The following is a 17,732-nucleotide window of genomic DNA, read 5'->3' on the forward strand; positions in this document are numbered from 1 at the left end:
TCGACGCGTGGATCTCTCGGGCCTGACAGCACGGGTGGACGCCGTGTACGAGCGCGCCGCCCCGCCGTCGTGGCCCGACCCCCACGCGGCCCGTGAGGCGGCCCCGGAGGAGTGCTCGCGGGTGACGGACCCGCAGCGCTACCGCGTCGCCGCGCTCCGAGCCCGGGCCTGGGCCGAGGTGCTGGGCGACCTGCCGGACGTCGACGCGGGCCCGGCCGGGGCCGATGTCCTCAGCGACCGTTTCGACCGTGGGGTGCGGCTCGTCCCGCGGCGGCCGGGCACGCTGCCCCTGCTGCTGCTGGAACGCGACGGTGACGACGCGGACGTCCCTGCCGTCGTCGTCAGCATGGCCGAGCCCGACGTCGAGCTGGGGCGGATGCCCGACTGCGGCTGCGACGCGTGCGACGTCGGGTCGGAGGATGTGCTGGACGGCGTCGACGAGACGATCCTCGAGGCGTTGGGCGGGGTGGTGGTCATGCGGGGGCGGCACTGGCACGGCACGTGGTCGCCCGAGGGCGGCGGCAGCGGCGGCCGACCGGGCTGTCCGGAGCACGACCAGGTGATGTCGTGGGGGCGACGGCTGGCCCGGGGCGAGCCGGTCGCGCTGCCGGACGGGGCCCAGGCGTGGGTGAGTGCGTCGTGGTTGACGACACTCCGACCCCGCCGTCGGTAGGGTGCCTGTTCATGGTCGCCCGCTACACCGCCGCCGTGCTCGTCTGCGGTTCCGCGGTCCTGCTGTTCGCCGTGCACGTCCGACCGCTGGGCTACCTGCCGCTCGTGGCCGGCGTCGTCCTGGGGCTGCTGGTGGACCGGGCGCTGGGCAAGCACCTGGCGCTCATCGCCGCCGGCATGGCGATCGTCTCGGCGATCCCGCTCGCGGCCGACCTCTCGGACGCGGGGATGACGCGGTTCACCGTCGCGCTGTCGCTGGCGGTCCTCGTGCCCTGGGCGCTGTCGCGGTTCGTCCTGCGGGACGACGACGGCGCGGGCGCGGTGCGCTTCCCGGTCGCCACGGGACGGCGCTGGACCCGGGGGCAGTGGGTCTACCTCGGCGCCGTCGTGGTGATCGGCTACCTCATCCTGCCACCGTACTTCCTCGGGTCCGGGGCGTACCTCAACTGGCCCCCGCTGGAGGCCGAGGGCTCGATCGCCCGGCTGTTCGTCGGGGTGAACGCCGTCGGGCTCTGGGACGAGCTGTTCTTCATCTGCACCGTCTTCGCGCTGCTGTGCCGGCACTTCCCGGTGCAGGTGGCCAACGTGCTGCAGGCGGTGGTCTTCGTGTCGTTCCTGTGGGAGCTCGGGTACCGCGAGTGGGGCCCCGTGCTGACCATCCCGTTCGCGCTGGTGCAGGGCTGGATCTTCGCGCGCTACAAGTCGCTGTCCTACGTCCTGGCCGTGCACCTGCTGTTCGACGCGGTCGTCTTCGCGGTGCTCGTGCACGGGCACCACCCCGAGCTGCTCGACGTCTTCGTCACCGCGCCGTAGCGCCGGTCGCGTCCGCCACGCCCGTCGCGTCCACCAGATGCGGCGCGCCGACCCGGGCCCGTCGCCGGACGCGCGCCGCGAGCACGGCGACGTCGTCGCGCTGCGAACCCGGCACCATCCGTTCGACGAGCGCCCGCGGGAGCTGCGCCGTCGGCCGGTCCCCCAGCTCCGCCAGCGCGGCCCGGAGCGCGGCGGCGCGGTGGGAGTAGGTGCTGGTCCGCGTCTCGACGAGCCCGTCGGTGTGCAGCACGAGCGTGTCGCCCGGACCGAGCCGCGTCGCGTGGTCCGCCCGGACGGCGCCGGGGTCGATCCCGAGCAGGAGGTCCGGCCGGCCGGCGAGCTCCGTCACGGACCCGTCCGCCCGCAGCACGAGCGGGGGCGGGTGCCCGGCCGAGGACCAGCTCAGGGCCGGCGGGTCGGACCGCCGGCAGAGCCGGACCACCAGGACCGTCGCGCTCGCCTCCAGGGCCAAGCCGTGGTTGGCGTGGTCGAGCTGGCGCAGCAGCGCGGCGGGCGAGATGTCCTGGCTCCAGGCCAGGGTGCGCAGCATCGAGCGGAGCTGGCCCATGCGGGCCGCGGCCTGCATGTCGTGCCCGGTGACGTCCCCGATCATGAGCACCGTGTGGTCGTCGCGCACGACGGCGTCGTACCAGTCGCCGCCGACCCGGTCCGTCCGTGTCGCGGTCGAGTAGGTGGCCGCCAGCTCGAGGTCGGCCGTCGCGGGGAGCTCGGTGAGCATCGCGGCCTGCAGGGTGGCCGCGACGCGGTGCCGGTCCTCGAGCACGTGCACGCGGTCCAGGCCCGTGGCCACGCACGCCGCCAGGGCGGCGCAGGTCTCGCGCGTGTCGGCGTCGACCTCCTGCGGGTCGCGCCAGGCGAGCGCGACGAGGCCCCGCACGGTGTCGTCGGCGACGAGGGGGAGGAACGCCAGGGCGCCGTCCTCGGGCCGGACCCACCGGGACATCGCGGGCCAGTCCCGCAGCAGCGTGCGGCCGTCCGGGACGTAGACGGGCGTGCGGCTGCGCAGGGCGTGCGGTCCGGGCAGCGGGTCGTCGAGCCGCAGGCGGGCCGGGAACGGCACCCCGTCGAGCTCGCTGACGACGTGCACCGACGTGCCGGTGGCGTCGAGCAGCCCGAGGCCCGACCAGGCCACCCCGACGGCGGAGGAGGCGCGCTCGACGGCCACGACGAGGTCGGCGAGCGTCGTCGCGCGCGAGAACCGGTCGGTCAGGTCGAGCAGGAGCTGGGTGCGGCGGCCGGCCCGGAGCGCGACCTCCTGCAGCTCCTGCGCCCGTCGGCGTTCCTGGCGCAGCCGGATCTCGGCCGAGCACGCCTCGGCGAGGTCCGCGAGCGTGTCGAGGTCGGTGCGCGTCCACTCGTGCGGCAGGGCGTCCAACGCGCAGACGGTGCCGACGGCGCTGCCCTCCCGGTCGAACACGGGGAACCCCGCGTAGGCCCGGATGCCGAGGTTCACCACGAGGTCGCGGGCAGGCTCGCCCGGTACCGCCGTCAGGTCGGTGTAGGTGAGCGGCCCGCCCGCGTGCACGACCTCGGCGCACATCGAGTGCGGGAAGGCGGAGCGCCGCGTCGTCTGCAGCGGCTCGGGCAGACCGAGCGCCCCCGGGTAGAGCTGGGTGTCGCTGACGACGAACGTCACCAGGGCGGTGGAGACGCCGAGGTGGCGGCTGACGAGGCGGGCGAAGCGGTCGAACGACGGGTCGGCTCCCGGTCGGTCGAGACCCGCGTCCGCGAGCGACTGCCCGTCGGGGTTCGCGACCATCCCCGGATTCTGCCACGGCGCCCGCGGCCCGGACCCGCAGGACCGGACGGCGGGTGCCGTGGCGCCGGAGCGGTCAGGCCGTCGGTTCCCACGGACCCCACGAGGAGGCGCCGGGCTCCTGGTTCCGGGTCCACCAGCGCGCGGTGAACTCGACGCCGTCGTGCACGACGACGTCGCCGGCGGTGAAGATGCGCGACGGCGTCCAGACCGCGGTGCCGTCGTCGGTCGTCGCGATCTCCTGCCACGGGCCGTACGCCGAGGCGCCGGGCGTCTGGTCGCGGGTCCACCAGGACGCCTCGAAGACGGCGCCGTCGTGCGTCACGCGGTCGCCCTCGTCGTACACGGTGCCGGCGTCCCAGGCGGCCGGCGCCGGCTCGGCCGCGCGGGCGGTCAGCCACTGCTCCGGACCGGTCGGGTGGTCGACGACGCGGGTCTCGCCGATGCAGCCGTTCCACCCGTTGGTGGCCCGGTCGTCGACCCAGTCGGTGCCGAACAGCCAGGGCATGTCCTCCTCGAGGCTGTGCCCGAGCGTGTCGGTGGCGTTGCGCAGGACGGGTGCGCCGTCGACGTACATCGTCGTGGACTCGTCGGCCGGGTCGTTGACGAGCGCGACGTGCACCCAACGGTCGACGATGATCTCGCCGGACCACGACGTGCGGTCACCCTTGGTGGTCTCGACCGGCACCTCGGTCCACTGGAGCTCCTTGAGGTTCGACAGCCCGAGCGCCACCGGGGAGGCCGTGTAGTCCCAGCGGGACCAGGGCATGCCGTCGAGCCGCGACCGGTTCCCGGACCGCACGACCGCCTTCATCCAGGCGTTGGCGTCCTCGGTGAAGCTGCCGTCGATCTTGAGGAACGTCTCGATGGTGTACCCGTCGGCGAGCTGCGCGTCGTTCACCGCGGCGTCGGCCGCGGTGCGCAGGTCGCTGAGCCGGCCCGTGGTCCTGTCGGCGTTCGCGAAGCAGACGGCGGCGCCGTCGGCCGACAGGGGAGCGGCGTCGTCGCTGAGGACGACGTCGGAGGGCTCGGCCGTGCTCGACCCGCTCTCGGTGCTGCTCGCGCGGGTCAGGTCGGCGCCGCCGGCGACGTCGGGCACGACCGTCTCGGCGTCCACGACCCCGGTGCCCTGCCCGCCGAAGCGCCAGTGCGCGAGCGTGCCGTCGACCTGCGGGTAGTCGTCGCGGGAGGTGGGAGGCTCGGTGGTGATCGGGTCGGTGCCCTCGAAACCGTCGAGGAGGATGTCCCGGGCGCGCTGCGAGAGCGACGGCTGGTCCGCGTCACCGGCCGCGAAGTCCGGGTCGAAGCCACCGAACCGCTCGGCGAAGTCGATGTCGATCGTGTACTGCTGGTGCTCGCCCTCCAGGAACGGCTGGTCGTACGCGGTGAGCACCTCGGGGTCCTTGGCGACCACCCACGGCGAGGCGGTCTGGACCTCGATGCGGTCGTGGGTGAGGTCGAACTCGAACAGCCCGAGGTAGCCGTTCCCGCCGTCGTAGGCCATCTGGTAGTCGATGAGCACCTGCGTGACGTCGTTCCCGGCGTCGTTGGTCCGCGTCTGCCGGGTGGCGCCGTGGAAGTGGCCGTTGAGGGTGAGGAAGATCTGGTCGTTCGAGCGGACGAGCTCGTCCCACAGCTTCTCGCCGTAGGCGGTGTTCTGCGGGGAGGTGGCGTCGCTGCCGATGGCCAGCATCGAGTGGGTGGTCAGGACGACGGGCACGTCGGGGTGCTCGGCCATGACCTGGTCGGCCCACGCGATCGTCTGGTCGGAGGCACGCCAGGTGAGAGCCAGGACCATGAACTCCTGCCCCTCGGCCTCGAAGACGTGGTACTGGTTCAGGCCGGTCGGGTCCGAGCCCCCGTAGGTGGCCTGGGCGGCGGCGCGCTCGGGACCGAACCACGTCAGGAACGGCTCGGCGTCGAGGTCGTAGTCGACGTCGGTCAGCGCGTCGTTCGAGTTCAGCACGTCGTGGTTGCCCGGCAGCACCGAGTACGGCAGGGCGCCGTCCTCGAGCGCGGACATCGCCCGGTCGGCGACCTCCCACTCACCGGCCACGCCGGCGCGGTCCACGACGTCGCCCAGGTGCGCGACGAACGGGATGTCGAGCTCGTCCTGGTGCTCGGCGAGCCACGTGGTCTGGGTGTGGAACGGGTCGTCGCCGTAGCGCGGCACGAACTGGTCGGCGGCGTACCGCGAGTAGAACTGGGTGTCGGGCAGGACGGCGAGCGTGAAGCGGGAGGCGAGCTCGTCGTCGGCCGCGCTGGTCGCCGTCGGCGCCGGGCCGGTGGCCGAGGCGGCGGGCGCGCCGACGGCGAGGATCCCGGCGGTCAGCAGACCGCTGAGGGCCGTGAGGGCGCCGACCTGGGCCGGACGGCCGCGGGGCGTGAGAGGCACGGGAGTCTCCTGTCGAGGGGGAACACGCCCGGACGGGCGCGTTCACACCCTGGGACTCCCCGGGGAACATCCGGCGAACTGCTCCTGGTGACTCGTCAAACCTTCCGTGAACCCCGCCGACTCGCACCGGGCGGGCAGCACGACGGCGGCCGGCCGGCCCGTCCCGCGTCGCGAGGGGGTCGACCGGCCGCCGTGCGGCGCGGGGGTCAGCTCACGTCGCCGCGCCAGCCGCCGGTCTCGGCACCTCGCGACTCGATGAACGACTTGAACCTCTCCAGATCGCCCTGCACGCGGCGGTCGTCGAAGTTGAGGGCTGCGCCGACCTTCTCCTTGGCGTTCTCCGGTTCCCAGTCCATCTGGACGGTGACCCGGGTCTGGACGTCGCTCAGCCGGTGGAAGGTCACGACCCCGGCGTGGTCCGGGCCGGTGGTGCTGCTCCAGGCGACCCGCTCGTTCGGGTGCTGCTCGGTGATCTCGGCGTCGAACTCGTGCTCCGAGCCGCCGACCTTCGTGACCCAGTGCGTGCTGGTGTCGGTGAGCTGGCGGACCTCTTCCACGCCCTCCATGAAGTGGGGGAAGTCCTCGAACTGCGTCCACTGGTTGTACGCGGTGGTGACCGGGACGTCGACGTCGATGAACTGGGTGACGCTCTGCATGGGTCCTCCTTCGTGTCGGTGTCCTCACCGTGCCGGGCAGGCCGCCTTCTTGCACGTCGAGACCGGAGACCCTCGTCAGCGCTGTCAGCGCTGTCAGCGCCGGCGGCGCACCAGGCGCGACTCGACGACGGGGACGGCCACGGCCAGCAGCGTCAGGGTCGCACCCGCGTACATCGCGGGCCCCGGGGGCGCGACGCCGGGGACGACGACGTCGAGCACGAGCGCACCGACGATCTGCCCGGCGATCATGCCGAGCGCCAGCAGCAGCACGCCGATGCGGTGGACGACGGCGGCCTGGATGGCGATGAACACGATCCCGAGCAGGCCACCGGAGTAGAGCACCAGGTCGAGCGGCCACGCGGTGGGCAGCGTGCCGGTCGGCCACCCGACGACCAGGACGGACACGCCGAACGCCGCCGCCAGTGCCACCGTGCCGACGACGAAGTTGCCGAACGTGGCGGCGGCGACCCCGGCGAACCGGTCGCCGGGCACCGCGGCCACTGCCCGCACGCGGCCGTTCATGGCCTGCTGCCACGACTGGAACGCGCCCGCAAGGAAGGGGATGACCGCCAGGCCTACCGACGGCACGGTCCCGATCGACCCGGACACGGCCACCGCCACGGCGACGACGGTCAGGAGCGGTCCGAGCGCCCGGCCGAGGGTGATGAGCCGCACGCCGCCCGGCGCCAGCCCGATCCGGTCCACGAGCAGCGAGCTGGTCGACTGCCCCGCCACCACGGCGACCATGAACAGCGCGACGCCGAGGGTCGCGGCGGTCAGCCCCTGGGCGGCGACGTAGAAGCCGCCCGCGGTCCCGCCGAGCACCTCCCACCGGCGCAGCCGGTGCTCGCGCAGCGCGGACACGACGCGTCCGACGGCGGCCCGGGCGGCGGGCCAGCAGGCCACCGCGATCGTCAGCCACAGCAGGCCGGAGCCGAACGAGATCACCGCCGCGCCGAAGCCGCTGCCGACGTGCTCGGCGAGCGACCCGTTCACGCGGGTCTGGACCGCGGCGCCGAGACCGCCGACGACGGCGGCACCGACGCCGACCACGGTCCCGGCCGAGCTGCCGGGCGAGGGGGAGGGCACGGGAGCTGGCGCGGTCACCTCGGGAGTCTATGACTCTGAGTTGTCAGAACGTGGAGCGGGAACACGTGCACCACGTTCTGACAACTCGGGGGGTCCGAGAGTTGTCAGGACCAGGGCGCGCCATGCCCGCGCCACGTTCTGACAGGTGGGGGAGAGGCGAGGCGGCGCGGTCTGCAGGGCTCGGCCACTCGGCGGTGGGAGCATCGCACCGTGACCGACGTCTCGACCCGCCGCTCCGCACGCCACGCCGCGCAGCACAGCCTGCCCGACGTGCACGGACACTCCCACGGCGGGCCGGTCCCGCCGGCCCCGCCCCGCACCCGCCTCGTCCTGGCGCTGCTGGTGCTGCCCGCGCTGGTCGCCACGGCGTTCGGCCTGTGGTCGCTCTGGCCGTCCTCGGCCGAGATCCCCGAGCGGATCCCTGTCGTCGTCGAGGGCAGCGAGCTCGTGCCGGTCACCGTCGTCGGGCCGCTGGAGGAGACGGGCGACGACTCGTGGCCCACCATGGAGGACGCGACCGCCGGGGACGTGGAGATCCGCCTGCCCGACGGCGCGACCTCCGGCATGCAGGCCGACCCGCGGTTCGAGCTGGCGCCCGGCGACCGCGTGACGGCCCTCTACATCGGCGACTTCGCGGACACCGTGACGCCGTACGTCTTCATGGATCACCAGCGTGACGTGCCCTTCGGTCTCCTGGCGGCGGCGTACGCGCTGGTGGTGCTGCTGGTCGCGCGATGGCGAGGGCTCGCGGCGATCGCCGGCCTGGCGGTGGCGTTCGCGGTGTTCGTCGGGTTCACGTTCCCGGCGCTGCTCGCCGGCGAGAGTGCGCTCATGGTGGCCCTCGTGACGTCGTCGGCGGTCATGCTGGCGGTGCTGTACCTCGCGCACGGGCTCACGGCGCGGACCACGGTCGCGCTGCTGGGCACCCTGGCCGGGCTGGCGCTCACGGCGGGGATCGGGGCGTGGGCGACGGGAGCGGCGCACATCACGGGGGCGTCGGACGAGCTGGCGCAGAACCTGACGATCATCGCACCGTCCGTGGACCTGCGCGGGATCGCGCTGTGCGGACTGGTGCTGGCGGGGATGGGTGTGCTCAACGACGTGACGATCACGCAGGCCTCGGCGGTGTGGGAGCTGCGTTCGCTCGCACCGACCGCGCCGCGCCGAGCGCTGTTCGCGCGCGCCATGCGGATCGGCCGCGACCACATCGCCTCGACGGTCTACACGATCGCGTTCGCCTACGTCGGAGCGGCGCTGCCGCTGCTGCTGACGGTGTGGATGCTCGACCAGTCGCCGCTGATGACCATCACCTCGGGAGAGATCGCCGAGGAGGTGGTCCGCACCCTCGTGGGGTCGATCGGTCTGGTGCTGGCGATCCCGATCACGACGGCGATCGCCGCGATCACCGTGCCCGGCGGTGAGGCGCTCGCTGCGGCACAGGGCGCGCGCCCGGACGCAGACTCGGCCACGATGGGGTCGAACCCACCCGTGGAGGACCGCGTGCAGGAGCGACCGTGACCAGCCCCGCCGACCAGGAGCCGGCGCGTCCTGACGGACCGCGCAGCTTCTTCTCGCGCCGGCACCAGCCGGTGCCGGAGGACGACCCCTACATCGACCCGCGCTCGCGCTGGGTGGACCGGTTCGGGCTGCTGCTCGTCCTGGTGGCGCTGACCGTGGCGTTGCTGTCCCTCGTCGACATCCGGGGGGCGACGGGCCAGGTGAGCGCCCAGATCGCCGGTCTGGTGACGACGCTGACGGTGGGGGCGACGCTCGGGCTCGCGCTGCGGGCCTCGGGGCTGCGCACGAGGTGGCGCCGTCGGGCCTACGCCTTCCTCGGCGCGCTGCTCGTCCTGTCCCTCGTGGTGGTTCTGCTCCTGGAGACCCCGGACTCGGTGACGTCGGCGCCGCCGCTGCTGCTCCTGATCGCGGCCTTCGCTCCAGTGGTGGTCGCCCGGCGGCTGGTGCGCCACCGGGTCGTGACGCTGGCGACGCTGCTCGGCGCGGTCTCCGCGTACCTGCTCATCGCGCTCGCCTACTACTACGCGTTCCTCACGGTCGACGCCTACTCGACCGAGCCGTTCTTCGGCGCCGAGGAGTCGACGACCTCCTTCATGTACTTCAGCCTCACCACGATCACGACGCTCGGGTACGGCGACCTGGCGGCGGTGACGCCGCCGGGGCGGCTGCTCGCGACGAGTGAGGCGATCGTCGGGCAGGTGTACCTGGTGGTCTTCGTGGCGCTGATCGTGAGCCTGGCCGCCGGGCGCTGGCAGCGTGCCCTCGACTGAAGGTCGACGCCCGGGATACCAACGAAGTTGATAACCGTTATCGCTCGTGGCAAACTGGCGCTGACTGCGAACGGTTCTCATTCTAGTTCGACAGGAAGCCCCCGGAGCCGGCCGTCCCGTGCTGCGCCCGACAGAGATGGAAAGACATCAGCCATGAACACCCGTTCTCGCGCCGGCACGGCGCTCGCTCTCGCACTACCCCTCGCGCTCCTCGCGGCCTGCGGCACCGAGTCCGACGAGCCCGCCGCCGACGCCACCGAGTCCACCGAGCAGTCCACGGACGAGGCGACCGAGGAGGCCGCCACCGAGATGCAGGGGCGCACCCCTCGCCTCGCCGTCACCTACGACGGCGGCATCAAGGTGGTCGACGCCCAGACGCTCGAGGAGGTCGCCGACTTCGAGCTCGCCGGCTTCAACCGCCTGAACGCCGCCGGGGACGGTCAGCACGTGCTCGTCTCCACGACCGGCGGGTTCCAGGTGCTCGACACCGGGACCTACGGGCAGGGGCACGGTGACCACTTCCACTACTTCACGACGACGCCGGAGCTCACCGACGTCGTGTACGCCGCCGAGACCCCCGGCCACGCGGTCGTCCACGACGACACCACGGCGCTCTTCGACGACGGTACCGGTCTGATCCAGCTCGTCGGCTCCGCCGAGATCGCCACCCAGGAGGGTGTCGAGGAGGTCCAGCTCCCCGAGGCCCACCACGGCGTCGCCGTGCCGCTGAGCGACGGTTCGCTGCTGGTCACCGAGGGCGACGAGGACGAGCGCACCGGCATCCGCGTGCTCGACGCCGACGGCGAGGAGATCGCCGCGAGCGACGAGTGCCCCGGGGTGCACGGCGAGGCCGTCGCCGCGGACGAGGCGGTCGTCGTCGGCTGCGAGGACGGCGCGCTGGTCTACGCCGACGGCGAGATCACCAAGGTCGAGACCCCGGACGACTACTCCCGCATCGGCAACCAGGCCGGCAGCGAGGCGTCACCGATCATGCTCGGCGACTACAAGACGGACCCGGACGCGGAGCTCGAGCGGCCCACCACGGTCAGCCTGATCGACACCCGCGACGCGAGCATCGAGCTCGTCGAGCTGCCGGCGTCCTACAGCTTCCGGTCGATCGCCCGTGGCGACGACGGCGAGGCGCTCGTGCTCACCACGGACGGGGACCTGCAGGTGATCGACCCGGAGACGGCGGAGATCACCGCATCGATCCCGGTGGTCGACGAGTGGGAGGAGCCGATGGAGTGGCAGGAGCCGCGCCCGGCCGTCCTCACGCTCGACGGCTCGGTCTACGTGACCGATCCCGCGAACGACTCGGTCCACGCCGTCGACGTCGTCGACGGCGAGGTCTGGGCCAGCGGTGAGCTCGGCGTCACGCCGAACGAGATCTCCGGCGCTCTCGGCCAGCCCCCGGTCGAGCCCGAGGAGCACGAGGCGCACGAGGACGAGGAGCACGACCACGAGGAAGAGGGTCACGAGGACGAGGACGAGGACCACGAGGACCACGACCACTGACGTCTCGCCCCGGACACCGCCGGGGGCCACGGTCACGTGAGATGGTCGAAGTCCCCGCGCACCCACGCCGCGTGCCGTCGTGCCGACCGCAGCACGACGGCACGCGCGTCGGCGGGGATCACGCCGTCGAAGTTGTTGTACATCCGCTCGAAGGGTCGCCGGGCCACGTGCCCGGCGACCCGCAGCGCCACCGCACCCGAGAGCGGGATGCGGTTCGGGTAGCTGCGCATGAAGCTCACCGACGTGCGGTCGGGGTTGGCGAAGATCGTGTCGCCGGAGAGCAGCACGCCCCGTCCGTCGGCACCGTCGGCCCAGTGGACGACGGCGGAGCCCGGGAAGTGCCCGCCCGGCTGGCTCAGCGTCACCCCGGGCAGCACCTCCCGCGCGCCGGACCATGTCTCGATCGCGGCGTCCGGACGCGCGACCCAGCCGGCGTCGGCCTCCGCGACGAGGACCGGGACCGGGCCGCCGTCCCCGAGCCGTCGGCTCCACTCGACCTGCACCCCGAACATGTGCGGATGGCTCGCCACGACGGCGACGACCCCCGCGGGGCCGGCCAGGTCACGCACGGCCGCGGCGCCGTCGTCGTCCACGAAGCCCAACGGGTCCCACAGCAGCGACCCCGCCGGGGTGCGGAGCAGCTTGGACTGCTGACCGATACCCACGCCCGGCGTGGTCTGCAGCGCGAACAGGTCCGGCTCCAGCTCGTGGACCTCGACGTGCTGGCCCTCGGCCGCCAGCTCGTCGAGCGTCCTCCAGGCCTGGCCCGACGCCGGTACCCACTGGCGCTCGTCCGCGCAGATCGCGCACACCTCGGGCTGCGTCGAGTGCTCGACGGCGCAGGTGCGGCAGATCCAGAAGCTCGTCATGCCCTCAGGTTGGCACGCCGCCGGTCCGCGCACGCTGCCGGCCCGTCGTCTCCGTCGTGCGACGGATCCCGATCGGCCGGGGACTCCCTACGCTGAGCAGATGCTCCGTGCCCGCCCCGCCGACGTGATCTCCGAGTGGTTCGGCGTCGACGACGACTTCGAGCGTTCCCCCGCCGACCCCCGCGCCTCCTACCGCCACGACGTGTGGCTCGGGCTGACCCTCACCGTCCTCGCGGTGGTCGGCATGGAGCTGTCCCGCTCGGCCGGCTACCTCGTCCAGGCCGGCGACCACCCCGCCTGGCTGCTCTACGTGCTGTCGGGGGCGGGCGCGCTGCCGCTCGTGGTCCGTCGCCGCTACCCCCTGGCGGTGCTCGCCGTGGTCTACGCGCACTTCCTGCTGGTCGGCCTGACGGTGCCGGTCGTGGCGATGAGCCAGGTGCTGCAGGTGGTGTACTTCATGACGCTGTACACGGCCGTGGCCTGGGCGCGTGACCGGCGCGCGATGCTCATCGTGGTCACAGCCTGCCTGGTCGCGATGTTCGGCTGGCTGTTCTGGCAGATGGCCGTCAGCTCCGGCATGCAGGAGTACGCCGAGAGCGAGGGTCTGCTCGCGGACCCGCCGGGCTTCCTGTCTCCGCTCGACGCGATGGTCGCCCAGACCTGGCTGACGAACATCGCCTACTTCCTCGGGGCCATCGCGCTCGGCCAGGTGACCTGGCACGCCGCGCGGCGCCGGGCCCAGCTCGCCGAGCAGGCCGCCACCATCGAGCGGCAGGCCGCCGAGCTGGGCCGCCGTGCCGTCGTCACCGAGCGGCTGCGCATCGCGCGCGAGCTGCACGACGTCGTCGCGCACCACGTGTCGGTCATCGGCATCCAGGCGGCGGCCGCACGGCGCCTGCTGGCCAAGGGCGACGCCGGGACGCAGGACCCCCAGGTGCCGCTCGCCACGATCGAGTCCGCGTCGCGCGACGCCGTCGAGCAGATGCGCGGCCTGGTCGGCACGCTGCGGGACATCGGGGACGACGGCGGCACGGCGGCCGGCGAGGACCGGTCGCCCGAGCCGGGTGTCGCCGACATCGGCCGGCTGGTCGACGCGGACGACGGGCTCGACGTGTCCTACACGCTGGTGGCGGAGCCCGTGGGGGCCGAGGGATCCGTGCCCGGGGCGTTGGGCCTGAGCCTGTACCGGACCGCTCAGGAGGCGCTGGCGAACGTCCGCAAGCACTCCACGGCGCGCGCGGCGGGAGTCACCGTGCGGGTCGACCGGCGGCCGGTCGCCGACGACCGCCGGTTCCGGGGCGGGTACGCCGAGGTCGAGGTGGTCGACGACGGCCGTGCCCGGCCGGGTTCCTCGGGCTCCGGCCTGGGGCTGGTCGGCATCCGCGAGCGGGTCGCCACGCACCACGGGTTGGCGGAGATCGGGCCGCGGGTGACCGGCGGGTACCGTGTGCGCGTGCGCCTGCCGATGCCCGTGGAGGGGCCATGACGACGGTCCTGCTGGTGGACGACCAGGCGCTGGTGCGCTCGGGCTTCCGGTTCATCCTCTCGGTGGAGGACGACCTCGAGGTGGTCGGGGAGTCCCCCGACGGCGCCCGGGCCGTCGAGGCCGCCCGCGAGCTGCGGCCCGACGTCGTCCTCATGGACGTGCAGATGCCGGTCATGGACGGGATCGAGGCGACCCGGCAGGTCGTCGCCGAGGACCTGTCCCGGGTGCTCGTCCTGACCACGTTCGACACCGACGAGTACGTCTTCGACGCCCTGGCGGCCGGGGCGTCCGGGTTCCTGCTGAAGAACTCCGACGCCGAGCACCTGGTCGAGGCGGTGCGCACGGTCGCCGACGGGCAGGCCCTCCTGTCGCCGCAGGTGACGCGCAGGGTGGTGGACCGCATGGTGTCGACGTCGTCGGCCGACTCGCCCGCCGGCCCGCCGGTGGGCTCGCCACCGCCCGGGCTGCCGCCGTCGGCCCCGGGGGCCGAGCTCCTGACGCCTCGGGAGCGGGAGGTGCTGGTCCACGTGGGGCAGGGGATGTCGAACGCCGAGATCGCGGCGGAGCTGTTCCTCGGCGAGGCCACGGTCAAGACGCACGTGTCCAGCGTGCTGTCGAAGCTGCACCTGCGAGACCGGGTGCAGGCGGTGGTCTACGTCCACCGCCACGGTCTGGCGTAGCGGAGGCTCACGCATCGGTGCGTGATGGGTGACCGAGGGCGACGGTGCCACGGACCGGCGTCGCGGAAGGTCACCCGTCGGCCGGTGAAGCGTGATCGTGCGCTACGCCTGCAGACGGAGCCGGAAGCCCGCCGGCGGCGCCTGCGGGTGCCACCGCTCGGCGGTGAGGACCTCCCCGACCCGTGCGGCGACCGTGCCGTCCCACGCCTCGGAGCCGGTGAAACGCTGCACGATCGTCCGTCGCCCCACGATCCGGTTCTGGCGCTCGCGGTCACGGTGCAGCGCTGCCAGCGTCCCGTGGACGGCCTCCCCGTCGATCTCGGTGAGCAGGGCTCCGCCGTCCGGCAGCAGCCATGCCAGGTCGACGCGCGCGACCTCGCGCCCGGCGGCGTCGTCCACCGGCAGCTGCAGCAGGTCCGGCCCGAAGCCGGCGTCGATGCAGCTCAGTCGTGCCCAGGTCTCGGCCGGCGACTCGGCACGCGGGTCGCTCGACCGCCACCAGCCGGCCCGCGCGAGGCCACCGGGGCGTCGACGAGCCCGGTCGGCCGCTCGTTCGAAGGCGGCCCTCCCGAGCGTGCGGCGCTGTCGCGCGGAGTCCATGAGGGCGACGGCATGTGATCTCCCCACGGTCGGGACGGCCTGGACGAGGGCGTCCTCCACGACGGCGCAGGGGACTCCGAACGGTGCGGCATGTCGTCGCAGGGGAGTCCTCCGGACCACCACGGGGCCGGCGCCACCTCGCGGGCTGCCGTCGGGGAACGTCACCTCGGGTGTCACCAGCCGGGGTGCGCCCTGAACGCCGTGCAGCACGAGGGCGGCGACGCCCGTCGCGATCGACCCAGGGTACGCGAGAGGTCCGAGCACCGCCGCCCGCCGGCGGCGACGGTCGTGCCCGTCGAGGCCGAGATCACCGGGTTCGCCGGTGTCGTACACGCCGCGCAGCACCCGGGACCACCGTCCGGCCGCCACCAGCCGGTGCACCTGCTGACCGGTCAGGCCGGCCTGCCGGCACTGCCGCGCGGAGACGAGACCCTCCTGGCTCCCGGCGAAGAACCTGACGGCGTCGGGGACGAGGAGAGGGCGGCTGGGCATGCCGTCCATCGAACCCCGGATCGCGTGCGAGTTCGCCGCCTGTCCACAGGGTCGGCAACCGACGTGGCGGAGACTCACGCATCGTCGCCCGATGGGCGACCGAGCGCGACGGCGTCACGGACCGGCGTAGCGGAGGCTCACCCATCGGTGCGTGATGAGTGATCGAGCGCGACGGCGGTCCGCCGTGCGGGGGAGCGGAAGGTTCCGCCGCTGGGGGGATCCGCCGCGGGGCGGTCCGCCGTAGCGTCGGTGACATGACCACGCTCGAGGTCCACGACCTGACCAGAACGTTCGGCGACCGCCGCGCCGTCGACGCCGTCTCCTTCACGGCCCGCGGGGGCCTGCTCACCGGGTTCGTCGGCTCCAACGGGGCCGGCAAGACCACCACCATGCGGATGATGATGGGCGTCCTGGCCATCACGTCCGGCGAGGTGCGCTTCGGCGGCTCGCCCGTCACCCGCGCGGACCGCCGCTCCTTCGGGTACATGCCCGAGGAACGGGGCCTCTACCCGAAGCAGCCCGCGCTCGACCAGCTCGTCTACCTCGCGCGGCTGCGGGGCATCCCGGCCGTCACCGCGCGGGCCGAGGCGATGGAGCACCTGGAGCGGCTCGGCCTCGCCGACCGTGCCAAGGACCACGTCGAGAAGCTCAGCCTGGGCAACCAGCAGCGGGTGCAGATCACCGCCGCGCTCATGGGCCGGCCGCGGGCCCTCATCCTCGACGAGCCGTTCTCCGGCCTCGACCCGGCCGCCGTCGACGGCATGGTGGACCTGCTGCGCGAGCACACCGCCCGCGGGGTCCCGGTGCTGTTCAGCTCGCACCAGCTCGACCTGGTCGAGCGCCTGTGCGAACGCCTGGTCATCCTGCGCACGGGGCAGGTCGTCGCCGACGGCACGCCCACCGAGCTGCAGGAGGCGGGCACGCTGCGGCACCGCCTGGTCCTCGACGCCGACGCCGGCTGGGTGCGCGGCGTCCCGGGCGTGCACGCCGTCGACGTGGACGGTCCGACGGCGCTGGTCGAGCTCGCCGACGACGCCACGGCCCAGCGGCTGCTCGCCACCGCGCTCGAACGCGGCCTGGTCCGCGAGCTCAGTCCCGTCCGGCCTTCCCTGGCCCAGATCTACCGTGAGGTGACGGCATGACCACCCTGACCCGGCGTCCGCCGAGCGCACCGGCCCACGAGCCGCAGGACGACAGCACCCGCGGCGCGTGGCTCCTCGTCGCGCAGCGGGAGATCGTCACGCGGGTGATGAACAAGGCGTTCGTCATCGGCCTCCTGGTCTCCCTCGCGGTGATCGCGGCGCTCGCGGCCTTCTTCACCTGGCAGTCGAGCCGGGTCGACACGTACACCGTCGCGGTGGCGGGCAGCGACACCACGGCGGTCGCGTCGGCGGCCACCGCCGCCGAGCTCGCCGCGGCCGAGGACGACGGCACCGAGCTCGAGGTGCTCGAGGTGGCCGACGACGACGCCGCCCGCACCGCGCTGTCCGCGGGCGACGCGGACGTGTGGCTGCACCCGGGCGACGACGGCTGGGTGCTGGCCGGTGAGGGGCAGCCGGACGGCACCGTCTCCCGGCTGCTGGGCACCGCCGTCGAGCAGGAGGTCCTGGCGGCGAACGCCGAGGCGGCCGGGGCCTCCTTGGCGGAGCTGTCGGAGGGGGCCGCGCTGACCACCGAGGCGCTCGACCCGGAGGCCATGGGCGAGCAGACCCTGTTCTTCGCGAGCTTCGCCCTGTCGTTCCTCTTCTTCGCCGGCGCGATCGGCTCGGGGATGATGATCGCGAGCTCGGTCGTCGAGGAGAAGCAGTCGCGGCTGGTCGAGATCATCGCGACGGCGGTGCCGCTGCGGCAGCTGCTGGCGGGCAAGATCCTGGGCAGCTCGGTGATCGCCGTGGGGCAGAACCTGCTGTTCGCCGGCGTGGGGCTCGCGGCCGTGGTCGCCAGCCCCGTCGCGATCGCGCTGCCCGCGCTGTCGACGTCGCTCATCTGGTTCGTCGTGTTCTTCGCGGTGGGCTTCCTCGCGCTGGCCGCGCTGTACGCGGTGGCGGGGGCGCTGGCCAGCCGGTCCGAGGACCTGCAGTACACGTCGACGCCGATGACGATGATCGTGATGGGCGTCTACTTCCTGACGTTCTCGGCCTCGGGCTCGTTCCTCACCGTGCTGTCGTACGTGCCGATCGCGAACGTGGTGGCGATGCCGGCGCGGGTGCTCTCGGGCGACACGACGTGGTGGGAGCCGGTGGTCTCGCTGCTGATCCTGGCGGCGTTCGCGGTGCTGGCGCTGCTGGTCTCCGAGCGGGCGTTCCGCGGGGCGCTCATGCAGACCGGCGGACGCATCTCGTGGAAGCAGGCGCTGCGCGCCGAGGCGTGATCTTTCTTGGGGCAATCATGGAGGATAGA

At 73.4% G+C, this 17,732-nt stretch carries 15 protein-coding genes; 9 read left to right on the forward strand and 6 right to left on the reverse strand.

What is annotated here, in order from left to right; genetic code table 11:
* Positions 1 to 7 precede the first annotated feature (7 nt).
* Positions 8 to 673 (forward strand): DUF6226 family protein, encoded by a 666-nt coding sequence (locus UQW22_RS06790; RefSeq protein WP_407320151.1) that lies wholly within the window; start codon positions 8 to 10, stop codon positions 671 to 673.
* A gap of 11 nt (positions 674 to 684) precedes the next feature.
* Complete coding sequence (locus UQW22_RS06795; protein ID WP_407320153.1) at positions 685 to 1,485, forward strand: CPBP family intramembrane glutamic endopeptidase; 801 nt, start codon at positions 685 to 687, stop codon at positions 1,483 to 1,485.
* On the opposite strand, the gene UQW22_RS06800 is transcribed toward UQW22_RS06795, so the two are convergent.
* From UQW22_RS06800 to UQW22_RS06815, 4 genes are all read right to left on the reverse strand, one after another.
* Positions 1,472 to 3,265, reverse strand: a complete 1,794-nt coding sequence (locus UQW22_RS06800) for a SpoIIE family protein phosphatase (RefSeq protein WP_407320154.1) — start codon at positions 3,263 to 3,265, stop codon at positions 1,472 to 1,474. The two genes, UQW22_RS06795 and UQW22_RS06800, sit on opposite strands and share 14 nt — an antisense overlap.
* Before the next feature lie 73 nt (positions 3,266 to 3,338).
* Positions 3,339 to 5,657 (reverse strand): carbohydrate-binding protein, encoded by a 2,319-nt coding sequence (locus UQW22_RS06805; RefSeq protein WP_407320155.1) that lies wholly within the window; start codon positions 5,655 to 5,657, stop codon positions 3,339 to 3,341.
* Positions 5,658 to 5,863: 206 nt separating this feature from the next.
* Complete coding sequence (locus UQW22_RS06810) at positions 5,864 to 6,313, reverse strand: SRPBCC family protein (RefSeq protein WP_407320157.1); 450 nt, start codon at positions 6,311 to 6,313, stop codon at positions 5,864 to 5,866.
* Between the two features lie 93 nt (positions 6,314 to 6,406).
* Positions 6,407 to 7,420, reverse strand: a complete 1,014-nt coding sequence (locus UQW22_RS06815; RefSeq protein WP_407320159.1) for a DMT family transporter — start codon at positions 7,418 to 7,420, stop codon at positions 6,407 to 6,409.
* 192 nt (positions 7,421 to 7,612) lie between these two features.
* Here UQW22_RS06815 and UQW22_RS06820 point away from each other — a divergent pair, with 192 nt between their 5' ends.
* From UQW22_RS06820 to aztD, 3 genes are all read left to right on the forward strand, one after another.
* The gene (locus tag UQW22_RS06820) at positions 7,613 to 8,920 is read left to right on the forward strand and encodes a YibE/F family protein (RefSeq protein WP_407320160.1); all 1,308 of its coding nucleotides are present in this window, start codon (positions 7,613 to 7,615) and stop codon (positions 8,918 to 8,920) included.
* The gene (locus UQW22_RS06825) at positions 8,917 to 9,690 is read left to right on the forward strand and encodes a potassium channel family protein (RefSeq protein ID WP_407320161.1); all 774 of its coding nucleotides are present in this window, start codon (positions 8,917 to 8,919) and stop codon (positions 9,688 to 9,690) included. The genes UQW22_RS06820 and UQW22_RS06825 overlap by 4 nt, the downstream gene beginning before the upstream one ends.
* 153 nt (positions 9,691 to 9,843) lie before the next feature.
* Positions 9,844 to 11,205: a zinc metallochaperone AztD gene (gene aztD, locus UQW22_RS06830; protein ID WP_407320162.1), complete on the forward strand. Its 1,362-nt coding sequence runs from the start codon at positions 9,844 to 9,846 to the stop codon at positions 11,203 to 11,205.
* Between the two features lie 32 nt (positions 11,206 to 11,237).
* On the opposite strand, the gene UQW22_RS06835 is transcribed toward aztD, so the two are convergent.
* Entirely contained in the window at positions 11,238 to 12,074 is an 837-nt protein-coding gene (locus UQW22_RS06835; RefSeq protein ID WP_407320163.1) for a hydrolase, read from the reverse strand.
* Positions 12,075 to 12,174: 100 nt separating this feature from the next.
* Between UQW22_RS06835 and UQW22_RS06840 the strand changes: the two genes are divergently transcribed.
* Positions 12,175 to 13,560 (forward strand): sensor histidine kinase, encoded by a 1,386-nt coding sequence (locus UQW22_RS06840; protein WP_407320164.1) that lies wholly within the window; start codon positions 12,175 to 12,177, stop codon positions 13,558 to 13,560.
* Positions 13,557 to 14,240 (forward strand): response regulator, encoded by a 684-nt coding sequence (locus UQW22_RS06845; RefSeq protein ID WP_407320165.1) that lies wholly within the window; start codon positions 13,557 to 13,559, stop codon positions 14,238 to 14,240. Before UQW22_RS06840 ends, UQW22_RS06845 begins: the two co-directional genes overlap by 4 nt.
* A gap of 102 nt (positions 14,241 to 14,342) precedes the next feature.
* Here the strand turns inward: UQW22_RS06845 and UQW22_RS06850 are convergent, their stop codons facing one another.
* Positions 14,343 to 15,332 (reverse strand): type IV toxin-antitoxin system AbiEi family antitoxin domain-containing protein, encoded by a 990-nt coding sequence (locus tag UQW22_RS06850; protein WP_407320166.1) that lies wholly within the window; start codon positions 15,330 to 15,332, stop codon positions 14,343 to 14,345.
* Between the two features lie 254 nt (positions 15,333 to 15,586).
* Here UQW22_RS06850 and UQW22_RS06855 point away from each other — a divergent pair, with 254 nt between their 5' ends.
* Positions 15,587 to 16,474 carry an ABC transporter ATP-binding protein gene (locus UQW22_RS06855; RefSeq protein WP_407320167.1) on the forward strand — a complete coding sequence of 296 codons (888 nt, stop codon included), beginning with the start codon at positions 15,587 to 15,589 and terminating at the stop codon, positions 16,472 to 16,474.
* Positions 16,471 to 17,703 carry an ABC transporter permease gene (locus UQW22_RS06860; protein WP_407320168.1) on the forward strand — a complete coding sequence of 411 codons (1,233 nt, stop codon included), beginning with the start codon at positions 16,471 to 16,473 and terminating at the stop codon, positions 17,701 to 17,703. Before UQW22_RS06855 ends, UQW22_RS06860 begins: the two co-directional genes overlap by 4 nt.
* The last annotated feature ends 29 nt before the right edge of the window (positions 17,704 to 17,732 follow it).

This window comes from Isoptericola halotolerans (assembly GCF_045689585.1).
Classification (GTDB): Bacteria; Actinomycetota; Actinomycetes; order Actinomycetales; family Cellulomonadaceae; genus Isoptericola; species Isoptericola halotolerans_B.